The sequence below is a fragment of the Streptomyces gilvus genome (genome assembly GCF_022513565.1).
Classification (GTDB): Bacteria; Actinomycetota; Actinomycetes; order Streptomycetales; family Streptomycetaceae; genus Streptomyces; species Streptomyces gilvus.
Genome location: NZ_JAKWBE010000016.1, coordinates 97,977 through 113,262 on the forward strand (window position 1 = coordinate 97,977; position 15,286 = coordinate 113,262).

5 protein-coding genes are annotated in these 15,286 nt (G+C 68.5%); 1 reads left to right on the forward strand and 4 read right to left on the reverse strand.

The window, feature by feature from the left end:
- Window positions 1-7 precede the first annotated feature (7 nt).
- The 4 genes from MKW14_RS24460 to MKW14_RS24475 all read right to left on the reverse strand — a co-directional run bounded on the left by MKW14_RS24460 (window position 8) and on the right by MKW14_RS24475 (window position 12,677).
- A complete protein-coding gene (locus tag MKW14_RS24460) occupies window positions 8-466 on the reverse strand; it encodes a hypothetical protein (protein WP_240865348.1) in 459 nt (152 codons plus the stop codon).
- 5 nt (window positions 467-471) lie between these two features.
- Window positions 472-7,383 (reverse strand): RHS repeat-associated core domain-containing protein, encoded by a 6,912-nt coding sequence (locus MKW14_RS24465; RefSeq protein WP_240865349.1) that lies wholly within the window; start codon window positions 7,381-7,383, stop codon window positions 472-474.
- A 90-nt stretch (window positions 7,384-7,473) separates the two neighbouring features.
- The gene (locus MKW14_RS24470) at window positions 7,474-11,118 is read right to left on the reverse strand and encodes a LamG-like jellyroll fold domain-containing protein (protein ID WP_240865350.1); all 3,645 of its coding nucleotides are present in this window, start codon (window positions 11,116-11,118) and stop codon (window positions 7,474-7,476) included.
- A 32-nt stretch (window positions 11,119-11,150) separates the two neighbouring features.
- Window positions 11,151-12,677 carry an FG-GAP and VCBS repeat-containing protein gene (locus tag MKW14_RS24475; RefSeq protein ID WP_240865351.1) on the reverse strand — a complete coding sequence of 509 codons (1,527 nt, stop codon included), beginning with the start codon at window positions 12,675-12,677 and terminating at the stop codon, window positions 11,151-11,153.
- A gap of 487 nt (window positions 12,678-13,164) precedes the next feature.
- Between MKW14_RS24475 and MKW14_RS24480 the strand changes: the two genes are divergently transcribed.
- Window positions 13,165-15,105 (forward strand): glycosyltransferase family 2 protein, encoded by a 1,941-nt coding sequence (locus MKW14_RS24480; protein WP_240865352.1) that lies wholly within the window; start codon window positions 13,165-13,167, stop codon window positions 15,103-15,105.
- Window positions 15,106-15,286 lie beyond the last annotated feature (181 nt).

The following is a 15,286-nucleotide window of genomic DNA, read 5'->3' on the forward strand; positions in this document are numbered from 1 at the left end:
ATGCCGGTTACTTACGCGACCGAAGGAATCTCTCCAGTCCCCGAAGCGGAGCCGCCATGCTCCTTCTGTTGAGCCCGGCCGCTTCTAGATGGATGAGGATCACGGCTTGCTCGCAGCTTTCGGGAAAATATTGCACGTATTCACGAATGCAGGCGTCCAGCGTGTGAAACGTGTATTCCTCGATGTCGACATCGGACGGACCAACTCCCGTCGTTCCGCCGGGCCCAGGAGGAGTCGCCAGAATGATCTCCGGCTCGTCAGGGTCCAGGGTGTTGAGCAGAACCTGGGCTACGCCTGGCTGCGGTGTACCGCCATGCTGCTCATGCGCCAACGGCCACCACATGACGGCGGCATCACAGTTGGACGATGTCTCCGGCACCGACCCTGTTCTGAACTCGACGTCGGGTGTGTCCGCCAGTCGCTCCCGGCACTGGTCCATCGTGGCCTGCGAGGTCGACGCGATCACGTATCTCACGGGCACCCCAGTGAGGTGCTCATCGATGGCATGAAGCGGGCCCTTCCCAGCTTGGGGAGCACGTCGTCCGTCAGTGCAACTCCGCCGTCGACGACATCCGCAGTGTGCGGCATGTTCGCACCGGCGGGGATGTCAGCCTTGTTGATCACTGTGCGGACCATGGTATAGGGACCGTCCTTCTCCCCCCGAACAGCGTATGCGCGACGGGCGTACTCCGCTGCCCCCTCCTCGGTGTAGGAGAAGTACTTCACACCGTTTGTACTCCTGAAAGAGCGCCCTGCCTTGATGTCCGCAAGCTCCGGGTTCAACACGGCACGCCACAGGTACATCTGATCGGGTCCGAGAGCCTGGTTGTGCACGAGCAATGAGGTGTCGCCCGCCACCACGTAATATGTGTGGAGATCACGGACCGTGAGGTTGTAAACCGCTGCCGTCAGTACCGTCCACCGCTTGACCGCAGCGATCCGGACATGCGTCCCCGATCCAGTACTCAGCCATTCGTTCGGCTTCAGGTCGGTGGCCCGAAGCCACTCGTGCAGTTCTGGAACCCAGAAGGGATGGCCGTCGGTCGCGGTGACCGACGCCGTCTTGGAGCCCTTCTTTCCGTCAATGTCGACGGTGACCTTGACGAGGTGCTTGAGGCCGGTGCCCTTGATCTTGGCCGTCACTGTCTCGGCCTTTGTCTTACCGCTGTCCGGGTCGGCGGCGAGAACCTCGTCACCGATGTGGATGTCCTCAATTCGTTTCGTCGAACCGTCGGCCATCAACACACTGGTGCCAGGCATGAAGCTATTGGGTACCTTGCAGGCCTTGGCAGCATCCTCGGCCGCCTTCGCCGCCTTCTCGCTCTTGCGCCAGTCCTTGAAGGTGTCCCACAGCTTCTTGCCGAGGCCGACGATGCGTTTGCCGAGGGCGTAGGCCTTGTCGACGCGGTACCAGTACTTGGAGACGAGCTTGCCGACCGGGCCGCCGCCGATGAGGGACGTGACGATGTTCGCGGCCGTCGCCCCGCAGGAGCCCAGGCTGCCCGTGGTGAAGCAGTCCAGGGCGTCGGTGATGCCCAGTTCGTCGGCGATGATCTTGCCGAGTTCCTTGGCGATGGCGATCGCGCGCTTCTTGGCGGCGTCCTCCTTCGCGCGGGCCTCGTCCGCCTTGGCCTTGGCCGGGGAGTAGCCGCTGTTGCCCTGGCTGTCCCCTCCGCCGCCGTTGCCGGACTTGCTGTCGTGGCCGGTGCCGCCCTCGTTGATCGTCTTGATGGTGTCCCGGGTGCAGCTGTAGTTCGGGTAGCAGCTCTCCGTGCCCGTCGGATCGCTCAGTGAGACAGGGCTGTTGTTGGCGTACGCGTAACCGTTGATCTGCTGCGGGTCGTCGTAGTCGACGATCGGGTCCGCCGAGATGAAGCGGCCCGTGTCCGCGTCGTACTCACGGGCGCCGAGTGTCGTCAGGCCCGTGGTCTTCTGGATGGTGCCGCCGACGAAGCCCTTGTCGTTGACCCAGCCGGTGGAGGCGGAGGAGGACGAGTCGCGGGCGTTGCCGAACGGGTCCGTGCGGCGCCGGTTCGTCGCACCCGTCTTCGCGTCGACCGCCAGTTGAGCCGTGCCCTGGTGGTCGGAGGCGAGGAAGTGGACGCCGTCCGCCTCCCGCATCGCGACCGTCATGCCGGCGAAGGAGTAGTACCGGGTCGCCGTCACCTTGGCCGTGGACTTGTCGTAGTGCAGCTCCATGCCCGGCAGGTAGAACGTCTTCTCGGCCGGGGTGTCCTGGATGAGCCGCTCACCGCCCGCGTCGTACTTGTACGACGTCACGGTCCCGTCGGCGTTCGTGACCGTGGTCAGCTCGCCCTGCTTGTCCCAGTCCAGCGACTGGGTGTCGCCGTCCAGGACACGGGTCTTGGTGTCGCCGGAGACGTCGTAGGTGTACGTGTCCCGGGAGGTGACCTGCGGGGTGGTGCTCGTCGCCGTGGTCGTCCGGGTGACCGACGAGACCGTGTGGGCGCCGGACGCCGCGCCGTTCGGGCCGGAGCCCGTCTCGCCGTACTTGTACGAACGCGTCGACGTCCCCGCCCCGTTCAGCCCGTGCCGCACCTCGCTGGTGCGGTTGCCGATCGAGTCGTAGCCGTACTCCGTCCAGAACGGGGACACGCCCCCGACCGTCGAGGACGAGACACCCGCGGCGCAGGCCGCGTCCGTGCCGCCCGTGCCCTTGGCGCCGTTCGGCGTCACCGAGGACGTCCAGGTCTGCTTCAGCCGCTGCAGTCCGTCGTAGGAGAAGCACTGCACGTCCGAGGTCCCGCCGGTCGGCGTGTCCGCGATGGACAGGACGTTGCCGTTGGCGTCGTAGGTGTAGTCGGCGTCGTAGGCGACGCTCGACGCGCCCTCCACGTCCACCCGCGAGTTGGTCAGCCGGTCGGTGCCCGCCTCGTAGGTGCTGGTGAGCCACGTCTTCTTCGCCGACGACTCACCCGTGTACAGCTCCAGCTGCTCCAGGTTCGACGTCGGTGAGTACGACGCGTCGGTGACGTAGCTCAGGCCGCCGAGGGAGGTGCCCAGACCGACGGGACGCTGCAGGGCGTCGTAGGTGTACGTCAGCGCCTCGGCGGACAGGTCGCCCGCCGCCGGCAGTCCCTCGCCCTGGACCGAGCCGTCCCGGTTGTACTGGGTGGTGAACTCATACGTGCCGCCCAGCTGCGGCTCGGCCGTCTTGGACAGGTAGTACTTCGTCGAGGTCGGCTTGAAGTCGTTGGTCTCGTCGAGGACCGGGTAGGTCACCGACGAGTAGACCGCGCCGTCCTTGTAGGTGTAGACGCCGTACAGCTCGCCCTTGGCGACGGTGTCGTACTTGGTGACGGAGAGCCTGGTGCCGGTGTTCGCCTCGCCCTGCCAGGTGGAGACGGCGCGGCCCAGCTCGTCGTAGACGGTCGAGGTCTTGTCGCCGTTGACGGTGACGGACGTCTGACGGTCGAGTTCGTCGTAGGTGTACGACGACGATCCGGTGTCGGGGTCGACGGCCGTCTTCTTGTTGCCCAACTGGTCATAGGTGTACGACCACTTGCTGCCCTTGTCGTCCGTCACGGCCGTCAGCCGGCCGGCCGGGTCGTAGCCGTAGGACGTGGTGACGGCGGAACCGTCGCTCGGGTACTCGATCCGCGTCGTCGTACGGTCCCGGGCGTCGGTCACCGTGGTCGTCTTCGTGCCGCCCTGGGGCGGGGTGGTCGTGACGCGGTCGCCGCCGTAGCCGTAGCTCGTGCGGTACTTCTCCGTGCCCTGGACCTTGAAGACGGAGGCCGTGGTGCGGCCCGCGCCGTCGTACTCGGTGACCGTCTGCGCGTCGAGGTCGGCGTTCACCGGCTCGAAGAGGGTCGAGGACGGGGCGCCCGCGGCGTAGTAGGTGTCGTTGACCTGCCGCACCCGGCCGGAGCCGTCGTACAGCGTGTCGGCGACCATACGGCCGCCGTCGGCGCCCTGCGTCTGCTCCTGACGGGGCCTCAGCCAGCCGTCGTAGAGCGACCATTCGCTGCCGTACGTCGTCCCGTCGGCCTGGATCTTCTGCGTGTGCACGGCGGTCGGGCCGGCGTCGGCGCGGATCAGGTACTCGTACTTGAGCGACGGCGTGAAGCTCGACGCCTTGGGGCGGTCCGGCAGCCAGACCGAGACCAGGCGGCCGAGGCCGTCGTAGGCGAGGTCGGTGCGCTTGCCGTTCATGTCGACCTTGGCGGTCGGCACACCCCAGGCGGGCGCGTACTCCGTGGAGGTCGTCCAGCCGAGCCGGTTGGTGACGGTGGACTTCGTCGCCAGGCCGTAGGTGTCGCTGTAGATGGTGGAGGAGGTGTACGCCGTCGAGGACGACGCGGTCTGCGCGTCCTTCGCCACCAGCGGACGGCCGTAGTCGTCGTACGTGGTCACGGCGGTCGTCCGGTACGTCGCCGTCGTGCCGTTGTGCGAGGACAGCCGCTTGGTCATGGTGACGTCGCCCTTGGTGGGCGCGGCGCCCAGCGTGGTCGAACCGTCGTAGTACGTCAGGTCGTCGGAGATGACGTCCTTGGAACGGTCGGGGGTCGACGCGCAGTCGACGCCGACCTTCTCCACGCGCGAGACCAGCGAGTAGATGTGCGCGCTCGCGCTGTCCGCGTACTCGGTGCGGGTGCACTGGTTGTTCGCGACGCCGACCTCGCCGTCGTCGTCGACGGTCGTCGCGCGGCCGGTCGAGTCGTCGTAGGTGGTGGTCGACCTGGTGTGGCGCCAGCCGCCGACCGCGAGGGCCGTGTAGGTGTCCGTGGAACCCGTCGACACATAGCGGGCCCTGCGGGTGCCCCAGTCCTGCGTCTGGGTCGCCGTCACCTTCGTCCACGGCACGGTCACCGACTTCTCGGTGATCGCGTCACCGTTGTAGGTGACCGTCTCCAGCTCCTGGCCGGCCTTCCAGTCGGAGTCGTCGTAGGAGACGCCGTTGGAGTCCTTCACCGTCGCCGAGCGGGTCGTGCCGTTCTTGTCCACGTCACCGTCGAGGCCGCGGAAGAAGGTGTGCTCCGTCTTGGTGTTGGAGGCGGAGTTGGTGCCGTCGGAGGTGACGACCCGCACCTTGCCGTAGCCGCGCCAGTCGCCCCAGGTGCGGTACTCGGACTTGGTGATGCCGTCGGCCGGTGTCTTCCGCCAGCCCGCGTCACCGAGGTAGGTGTACGACGTGACCTGGTCGGCGCTGTCGCCGGTGAGGTCGGTCTGGACGACCGAGTCGACGACGTACTTGTGGAACCAGTCGACGACGGGGTTCGCGGCGCCCGGCGGGTTCCACTTCACCGGGAAGCAGCGCACCTTGGACGAGTCCTCCGCCGGGACGTTGCTCGTCGTGCACTGGTTGTCGGCGTAGTTGACGCTGAGCACGCCGCCGGACTCGTTCTTCACCGCGGACAGCCGGAAGCGGTAGAAGGGCTGGAGGTTGTCCCCGGTCTCGTCGACGCGGTTGGGCAGTTGCTTGCCGTACAGCTCGAGGGACGGGAGCGAGGCGTCGGTGCCGACCTTGCCGGTGTGGTCGATCTTGCTCAGCCACAGCGACTTGGAGCCGTCCCCGTTGTCGGTGAAGACATGGGTGAGGCTCCACACGTCGACCGGGGTGTAGGCCGCGTCCCCGGTGCGGATCTGCGTGGTGACCTTCGTGAGCTTCTTGCGGGTCCAGAAGGTGGGCGAGTTCTGGCCCGGGCACTTGGAGTCGGCCTTGCAGTTCTGGTCCCAGGGGACGTCCGGCCAGTCGGCGGCGGTGGAGTCGGTGAGCGCGCCGGCGGAGCAGTCGGTCAGGGAGCCCACGCAGCGTTCGGCGGTGGTGAAGACGACCTGGGCGGCCGGCTTGGTGGAGTACGCCTTGCCGTCGCGCTGGCCGTAGTCGATGCGCTTGAGGTACCCCCCGCGGACGTAGGCCTTGCCGTTCTCCGTGGTCTTCAGGCCCTGCGTGTAGTAGTTGGTCTCCGTGCCGTAGAAGTACGACATGGCGTTGCCGTGCGGATCCACGACGTAGTCGAGGTTCCAGCGCCAGGCCTGCGTGCAGTAGGCGCTCGCGAAGGTCGCGTTGTAGCAGGGCTCGCCGGAGTCGTCGCCGTAGACCGGTTCGGTCCAGGTCGAGTTGGTCTCCTCGTTGCCGCTCGCGTAGCCGGTGAGGCGGTTGAGACCGAAGTAGTACTGGGTGCCGTCGGCGGTGGTGATCTTCCAGTACTCGCCGTTGTTGTCGCCGTTGGTGGCGCCGGTCAGGTGCTCGACCTTGGCGTTGTCGTCGGAGCCGACCCGCCACTGGCCGGTCGTGTCGTCCTTGATCAGCTGACCGGAGGTGCCGCCGGTCAGGGACAGCGTGGCGTTGTCGAACGCCCAGCACTCGTCGCCGTTGGTGGCGTCGTGACCGTCGTCGGCGCACGCCTTGTAGCTGCGCTCGATGTAGCCCGGGTCGTAGGAGAAGCCCTGGCCGATCCACGAACCCTGGTTGTTCGTCGTCGCCGTCTGCCCGTCGATGGACTGGGAGTTGTAGCTCAGCCCGACGGTCGGCTGGAGGCCGCCCGGCACGGGCGGTGTGGTCAGCGGGTAGTTCCAGGTGAAGGCACCGGAACTGGTGTCGACGCCCCACTGCGAGGACTGCGACAGGCTGGTCGCCTTGTAGTCGCCGCCGTCACCACTGCTGCCCGACGTGGCCGCCACGACGGTGGCCGAGGCGGTGCTCGCACCCGCCTCGAGGAGCTGGCTGGAGGGCCCGGAGGTGTCCGCGGCGGCGGTCACGGTCCCCGTCAGCGTCCGCTTCGCCGGGTCATTGGTGCTCTTGAGATACGTCGGCGTGGAGCAGGCCTTCTTCTGAGGCGTCGTCAGCACACAGGCCGGGTACGTGGCGAGGCGCAGCCGTGAGCCGTAGTCGCCGCCGTAGGCGTCGGCGAAGTCGGAGTAGTCCAGAGTGACTTGGGCGGGTCCCTTGGTGGTGGCGCCGTCGGTGCGGGCGACGGTGAAGAGAACCCCGTCGACACCGGCGTCCTGCGCGGCCTTGCGGCCGAGCATCTCGACCCGTACGGACTCGGCGCCCTTCCCCCCACCGGCCGCCTTCGCGGTCAGCGGGAGCCCCGCGGCGCGGGCGGTTCTGCCGGTGAGGTCGACCTCCGCGCTGCCCGCCTTCGGCCAGTGCGCCCTGGCGGTCTTCTTCACCGCGGCCTTCTTGGCCTGGTCGGTCTTCTTGAACGTCTTGGCGGTGCCAGTCCTGCCGCGCACCGGGTCGTCGAGGTTCGTCTGGGTCTTCGGCCGGGTCAGACCGCCGTCGGAGGCGGTGGCCGCGGGGGCGTACTGCGGGAGCAGTCCGATGGACAGCGCCAGTCCGAGGACCACCGCGGCCCGTCTGCGGCCGCTTCGCCAGGCCGGTCGCACCGACCGGAACCAGGGAGGCGAGGACATCAACTCTCCTAGAGGTAGGGGTGTGGGGGGTGGCACGCATGCCGAGAAGGGCGGGCGGCACAGTGGCCGCCCGCCCGGGTGGGGAAAGGACTACGCCGAGGTCTCGTCGATGCTGGAGCCGGCCGGCAGGACCGCCACGGTGGCCACCAGGGAGGCGTCGAGCGGCCCCTGGTACATCCGCACCTCGTCGACGGCGCCGGAGAAGTACTCGCTCGCCGTCTTCCCGGTCAGCGTGCGGCCGACCTGGAGGCTCGTCGCGCTGAAGTCCCAGGTGTTGTCCCAGGCCGCGTCGGCGACGGCGGTGCCGTTGACGTAGAGCAACACGTCACCGAAGACCGCGTTGTAGACCAGCGCGAGGTGGTCGCCGTCGCCCTCCGAACTCGGCGGGTCGGCGGCGTCGAGGAGCGTGGTCGTCACCGGGGCGGCCGCGTCGGCGCCGGTCACCACCAGCTGCCAACGACCGCTGGACGCCTGGTACTTGACCTTGATCGCGGAGTTGTTGGCGCCGGTGAGCGACAGCACCGTCTCGTCCGTCGTCGGGTTCGCCGAGGCGAGCCGGGCGCGCGCCGTCAGGGTGAAGCTGTCCTGGGCGGTGAGCGGTCCGGCGGCGGCGCGGGTGGCGTAGGCGTCCGTGCCGTTGAGGGCGAGGTGCCCGTCGCCCCACAGCGGCGCGGCCGGCGTGGTGCAGACCGGGTCGGCCTCGGGGTCGCAGGACTCGTCCGGTACGTAGATCGAGGCGCCGCCGCCGAGGGTCAGTCCGGTGCCGCCGCCCGTCTCCGGGGAGATGCCGGACGTCGCCCCGTCGAGCTGCCAGTAGGCCAGCTGGTGCGGCTGGATGCCGCCGAGTTCCTGGCCCTCGGTGGGCGGGATGACCCGGTCGTGGATCTTGACGTCGGCGACGCTGCCCTTGAGGTTGTTGATGTAGCCGTCGACGTCGAGCCGGCGGCCGATCTGCACGGCACCGGTCGCGTTCCACACCGTGTGCCGGGCCTGGACGTCGTCGGCGACGAGCACGCCGTTGACGTACAGCATCATCTTGCCGAGCTCGGCGTCGTACACCCCGATCAGGTGGGTCCAGCTGCCGGCGACGGCCGCCGCGCCGGAGACCTTCCAGGTGCCCAGCGACTCCATGTCGCTGACCGGGATGCGGAAGGTCCAGGAGGCGGAGTCGACGTCGTAGCCGAGCTCGAAGCCGGGCTGGGCGGTGCCGTCCTGGCTGACGACGGTCATGCTCTGGGTGGGCAGCGTCGGCAGCATCACCCAGGCGCTCACCGAGAAGGTCCTGCCGGTGTCGACGTTGGCCGTGCCCGAGTCGAGGTAGGCGTTGTCGGTGCCGTCGAAGGAGGCCGCGGTGTCGGTGGAGCCGAGGGGCCCCTCGACGCCGAACGCCACCCCGGAACCGGCGGTCGCGGCGGGCGTGCCGCTCGCGCCGGCCGCCTTGGTCGAGCCCTTGGCGTCACCGAGGGTCCAGGCGGCCTTGGGGGCCCGGCCGTCGCTGACCAGGAAGACATGCACGGTCGGCGTCTTCTGCGCGTTGCCGGCCCCGTCCACCGCGGTCACGTGCAGGGTGTAGGTGCCTTCGCTCGGCGGCATCCAGCGGATGGTCGCCGGGCCGCCGGTGGACTCGGCGGCCACCGTCTTCTTGCCGTTGTCGGCCTGCGGGCCGGTGAAGTAGTACGTGTACTTCGTGACGTCGGCCGACGGCGAGTCCATGGTGAAGTCGCCGTAGTCGCCGACACCCGTGTGCCAGGCCTCGTCGTCCGGGTACTGGGCCGAGGTGATGGTGGCCGACTTGGGCTTGCTGGTGTCGTAGATGAACTCGCAGCGGGTCTGGTTCCCGTCGGTGGACCAGGCGCCGTACGACTGCTGGTCGAAGCCGCGGACGGCCCAGGCGATGGTGGTGTTCTGCGGGATGCTGAAGCCCGGCTCGCCGTCACCGGCGACATCGCTGCCGATGGTGTAGAAGAACGTGGCCACGCCGGTCTGGTCGCTCCAACTGGAGTCCACCGTGTTCTTCTTGGCGGCCGTCGCGTAGTGCGTGACCGTGGTGCCGCCGGAGGTCCACCAGACCTTGAACTGGGCCTGCAGCGTCTCGCTGTTGGAGCCGGTGTCACCGTGGTCGTAGTCCCGGATCACGGCGGAGACGCGCGGGGCGTCGGTGACGTAGTGCTCGGTGGCGCTGCCGTACTCGCAGGTGCCGCCCGGCTTCATCTGCAGGTCGTCCTGGACGGGCTCCAACGGAGGGCGGTTGTACGTCACTTCGAGGTGCGCGTTGCCGCAGAACCGCTTCCAGTACGACGTGTCGGACTCACTGCCCGCCTTGAGGCGGAAGGTGGTGGTGTCCCAGCCGTTGTCGGCGGCCTTCTGGATGGTGCCCGTCACGCCGAAGCGCACGTTCTGGTTGGTGGAGGTGCACGAACCAGCTGTCTCTGTAGGGGACTTGGTGGCGATGGTCTCCTTGGAGGAGGGCTGGTTGGACCAGTTCGTGCCGGAGCTGATCGCGCTCGCGCCGGTGCTGTTGACCCGGGCCAGCTGTACCTCGCGCGCCGCGGAGCTGTAGGTGAAGACCTGGGTCACCGCGAACTCCGCGCTGACGATGTCCTTGCCCTCGAAGCTCCCCGTGGGGATCGCGAAGAACTGCCGCTTGACGTCGTCGGAGCTGGAGCAGCGGTACGACACGTCGGACGGGCAGCGGCCCACGCCCTCGTCGTCGTCGAACTTCCAGAACTCGGCGGTCGAGTAGTGCGAGGACACCATGGTCCAGGAACTGCGGTTGGCGGTCTTGACCACCGGGTCGATGTAGACCGGGTAGACGGTGTCCTTGTCGTTGAGCAGGCCCGCGTCGGGGCTCAGGGTCATCCTGCCCGGGCCGAGGTCCACGCCGACGTCGGCGACCTGGGCTCCCTCGGGCGGCGTCTGGGTGCTCTCTTCGGCCGGGTTCGCGTCGTCCGTCTTCGCGTTGTCCTTCTTCGCGTGGCTGGAGTCCCACATCACCGGCTGGGGCGCCTCGAAGACGGTGCCGCCGGATCCGGTGTCGGTGGCGGTCAGCCCGCCGTCTCCGGTCTCCTTCAGCTTCACCGAGGAGGTCTCGAGCGGGAGTTGGAGCTTGGCCAGCTCGGGGTCGGCGGCGGCCTTCGCGTTCTTGACGACCAGCACGTGCGAGAAGCCGTCGGCGCTCGCGGTGACCTTGAGGTCGACGCCGTCGAGGACGTTCGCGTAGGTGGCGGTGGAGCCGTCGACCTCGGGCCTCGGCAACTTGTCCGGCCAGTCGAGCGAGAGCGAGCGCCCGTCCTTCTCGATCTCGGCGAAGGTCGTGTCCCCACCGCCCGAGAACGACATGGCGGCCAGCGCCGCCTTCGGAGCCAGCGTGCCGTTCTTCCGCCGGACCAGCGTGGTGTCGATGTCCGTCCACTTCCCGTCGACACGGGTGCGGACGGGCAGGACGTACTCGCTGGTGGTGAAGGTGCCGTCGGGGTTGGCGACGGTGGTGCTGCGCTCGTCGCGCAGGCTCTGGATCTCGACGGACCTGCCGGACTTCCTGGCCTTGGCCCGGGCGTCGTTCGGCGAGAGCGCGGCGCCGCTGCCACCGGACGTGGCCTTCTCCGCCTTCGCCTGCTCGGCGGCCGGCGCGGGGACGACGCTCAGCCCGGTCGACAGCAGCGCCGCGACGGCGGCGGCAGCGGCGAGGGGCCGGCGCCCGGTTCCCCTACGGCCCGGTCTCATACGGCTCTGCACGGCGCTGTGTCTTCTTCTCCCCGGCTCGCCGTTCATCCGATCACTCCGAAGGTGGAGCCGGCGTCGGGCAGACCGTTGGCGCCGGGCTGGTAGGTGGTGGTGCCGGTGTTGGTCGTGCCGTCGACATCCGTCCACGGCCGGACGTAGAGGACGCCCTTGTTGGTGGCCGATTCCTTGCTGTACGGGATGCCCACGTAGAGGTTGGTTCCGCCGGCCACGAGCGCCAGGCCCGTGTAGTCGCGGGTCGTGGCCGTGCCGGGCAAGCCCGATCCCCGGGTGAGTTCCTTGTCGGCCGCGCCGATGGCCGCGTCGAGCGGCCGGAAGATGTGCACGGCGCCCGCGTCCTTGACCGTCGCCGTGTCCTTGCCGGGCTCACCGACCGCGAGACGCACATTGGCCGAGGTCGTCACGACACTGGCGTCGGTGTTGGCGATCGCCACGCGCTGCCCCATGAAGTCACCGGCGACGGCGTCGCCCTCCAGGTCCGCGGTGCTGCCGTCCATCGCGGTGACCAGGGAGTAGGCGCCGGACGGCTGTATCCGTACGACCGCGACCCCACCCGCGTCAGCCAGGGTCCCGACGTCCTCGCCCGGCATCCCGATGGCGAGCAGGACGTCGGAGTTGTATGTCTGGTCGCTCGGCCGGTAACCGGTCATCGAGATCGAGGTGCCGAAGCCGTCGCCGGACTCCGCTACCCCGGGGATTCCGGAGCTGTCCTGGTCGAGCCCCAGGAGCGGGGTGGGCATGCCGTTCGCGAGGGTGTGACTGAACACGGCGACCCCACCCGCGAAATGCTGGTCCCCGATGGCCTCGCCCGGAGTACCGACGGCGAAGTACCGGTTGGTCCCGGCGAGCGAGTAGCCGAACCGGTCGTCCTCCTCGGGAACCCCGGGCACCCCTGCGGAGTCCTGGCTGACTGCGAGCTTCGTGGTGCCTTGGGCGTACTCCACGCAGCCGGCGTGGGCGTATGTCTTACCGCTCACGGTCACGCCCTCACCGGGGACGCCGATGACCAGGTAGGGCGTGCCACTCGCCGTCGTGCCCGCCTTCAGCGAGTAGCCGAACCAGTCGTACGCCTCGGTCCCCGAAGTGGGGTTGAAGCCTGCCTGCGAATACCCCTCGATCCGAGAGCCCGCCCCGATGCCGGTGGGCGTTCCGTGGATGACATAGATCGCTCCGGCGTCGACGAGGTTCTTGCCGTCCTTGAGGACATCCTCATACGGCGTTCCCACCACCAGGTCGCTGCAGCCGTCGCCGTCGGCGTCGTAGGAGGCGACGGCGGTTCCGAAACCGTCACCCGTCTCCGGTGCCGCCGGCATCCCCGTCGTGGCCTGGGATATCTCGGACACTCCCTTGCCCCCGCCGAGCACCACGCGCACGAGGCCGGCCTTCTTGGCCCCGTTCACCGTGGCCCCCGGGTCCCCGACCACCGTGTCGCCGACCCCGTCGCCGTTGAAGTCGCTTGTGGTCCCTGCCGTGCACGTGGCCGCCACCGCTTGTGGCGACGTCAGGGTCACAACCCCCGTAGCGGCCAGGAACAGGCCGACCGCTGCGGCCAACCCCCCGGCCATATGTGTACGCGTACGCACACTCACCCCTCGTTGGTCCCCTCGGCGGGCTTAGGTAAGGCCGCCCCATGAATGACGTAAGAGGAGACTAAATACGAGCCAAATAAAGGTCGTCAAGGGTTGCCCAGAAACTGATTGTGGAGGGCAATTACACAGACTGTGATCAAGTTTACCTTTAGGGTGAGACCGAACGGCAAGCGGCGCTCACGTGTCAAACAGGGACGAAATGGAGCGCAGTCCACCTGCTGGAACGGGGCGACCAACCGGTACTTCGCCAAACCTTTACATGACCTACGGACGATGGCCGTGATATGTTCATGGGTTGCACAACCGATTTCCTTGACCCCAAATGCCCTGGCGCAGGCCTTTCACCTACGGGTTGTCACCAGAATCGGGCGAGTTATTTCGTGAATTCTCTGTGCCCGCTTGACCGCCACCACTGGAAAACGAGTCCTTGACGGCGGGTAAAATACGTGGAATGCCGAGAGTCAAGGTCAGCGTCATCGTTCCCGTCTACAACACCGGGAAGTACGTCGACGAGTGTGCGCCGTCACTGCTGGAGCAGAGCCTGCCCGCCGACGAGTACGAGGTGATCTACGTCGACGACGGGTCGACGGACGACACGCTGGCCCGGTTGGAGAGGATCGCGGCCGAGCACCCCAACGTCCAGGTGCACACCCAGCCGAACTCCGGCTGGCCGGGCGCGCCACGCAACCTCGGCATGCGCCACGCCAAGGGCGAATACGTCCAGTTCGTCGACCACGACGACCAGCTCGGGCACGAGGCGCTGGAGCGACTGTACGAGCACGCGAAGCGGAACGACGCCGACGTGGTGCTCGGCAAGATGTCCAGCACGATGGTGCGGCCCCGCCGGGTGTTCCGGCACACGGTGGACGCCTGCACGATCGAGAACGACGAGCTGATGCAGAGCATGTCGCCGCACAAGATGTTCCGGCGGGCTTTCATCGAGGAGCACGGTCTGCGGTTTCCGGAAGGTCCGTGGATCATGGAGGACCTGCTCTTCGTCAGCGCCGCGTACCTCAAGGCGCAACGGGTCTCGATCCTCGCCGACTACCCCTGCTACTACTGGCTGAAGCGGGAGGACGGCGGCAACAACACCCAGCACCGCTTCGATCCGCAGCACGGGTTCTGGCCCAACCTGCGCACCATCGTCCGTCAGATCAAGGACGGCACAACGCCTTCCGACGACATCGACGCCCTCCAGAACCGTCTCCTGCACCGCCTTTACCACGTGGAGATCCTCTCCCGTGCCCGTGAGCCCGAGATCCTGCGCGAGGACCCCGCCCATCAGCGCCCCCGTTTCGAGACGGCCCGCCAACTCGCCCTGGAGGAGGTCCCGCCGGCCGTCCGGGAGGGCCTGCCCGGGGTGTCCCGCGTGCGCGCCGACCTCCTCGAACGCGGCGACTTCGACGGCGCGGTGGCGTTCGCGGAGCACGTCCGCGCGGTGCAGGCCCGCGGGGAACTGGGCGAACCCCGTTGGGAAGACGGCTGCCTGGTGGCCGACGTCAGACTGAGCCTGGTGCGCGGGGACGGTGAGCCGCTGACCCTCGTCGACCGGGACGGCACGTGGTACCTGGACCCTCGGCTGCTGGACGGCGTGCCGGGGGCGGAGGACGGCTGGGAGGTCCGCGACCCCTTCCGTCTCGCCTACGCCGAACTGGTCGTCAAGGACCGTGACCGGGAGGACTGGTGGTACCCGGAAGGCGACCTCTCGGTGGCGCTGGAACCGCTGGGCGAGGGACGCTCCCGGCTCGTCGCGTCCGGAAGTCTGCGCCTCGACCCGGAGCGGCTGGCAGGCGGCCGGCCGCTGGAGCGCGGGCCGCACGAGGTGTGGGCGTTCGTCCACGTGCTGGGCATCGACCGCATGGTCCGCATGACCAGCGACGGCATCGAGAACGCCCCGGCCGCGAGTCCGGCGCTGACCGGTGGGCGGCTCGCCCTCCCGTACTGGACGGCGGGCAGGGGCCAGCTCACCCTCGACGTCGGCCCCCGCCTGCGCAAGCTCGGCCCCGACACGGCCGACGCCGCCGCCACGAACGCCGCGCGCGGCACGCACTCGCTCCCCCTGCCGTACATCGCGGCGACGGCATCGGCCTCCCCGGCGCCCGTCAAGCTCACCGTCGCCACCCTGACGGTGACCGCCGAACTGGCCCCCGCCCCCGACGGAACAACGGCCGAACTACGCCTCCCGCCCCGCCTCAAACTCCGCTCCGGCCGCCACCCGGTGACCCTCCCCAAAACAGACACCCCCATCGCGTACGCGGTCGTCCGCAACGGCACCCTCCTCCGCCTGGAGGGCCCGGCCTACAAGGCGACCACAGGCCGCCGCCTCCTCGACACGATCACCGACGACCCCAGGGTCCGACGGGTGCGGCGGCGACTGGGGGGACGGGACTGAGGGGGGCCAGGCCTGGATTACTCATGGACGCCATCAGATTCGACACGCTCAGCCAGGGTGTGCTGGCGGCACTCGGTGAGTCCGGGTGGGCCCCGGGCAAACGGCCGCGGCCCGATCCTGCCGAAAGAAGTCGACCCTGCGCCGCCTCGGCAGGTTGCCGCTGGTTCGCGGGCGGCGCCGT

What these genes read in the sequence shown, in the direction of transcription:
- MKW14_RS24480 (WP_240865352.1), top strand. Translation starts at nt 13,165, where the DNA reads ATGCCGAGAGTCAAGGTCAGCGTCATCGTTCCCGTCTACAACACCGGG.
- MKW14_RS24465 (WP_240865349.1), bottom strand. Translation starts at nt 7,383, where the DNA reads ATGTCCTCGCCTCCCTGGTTCCGGTCGGTGCGACCGGCCTGGCGAAGC.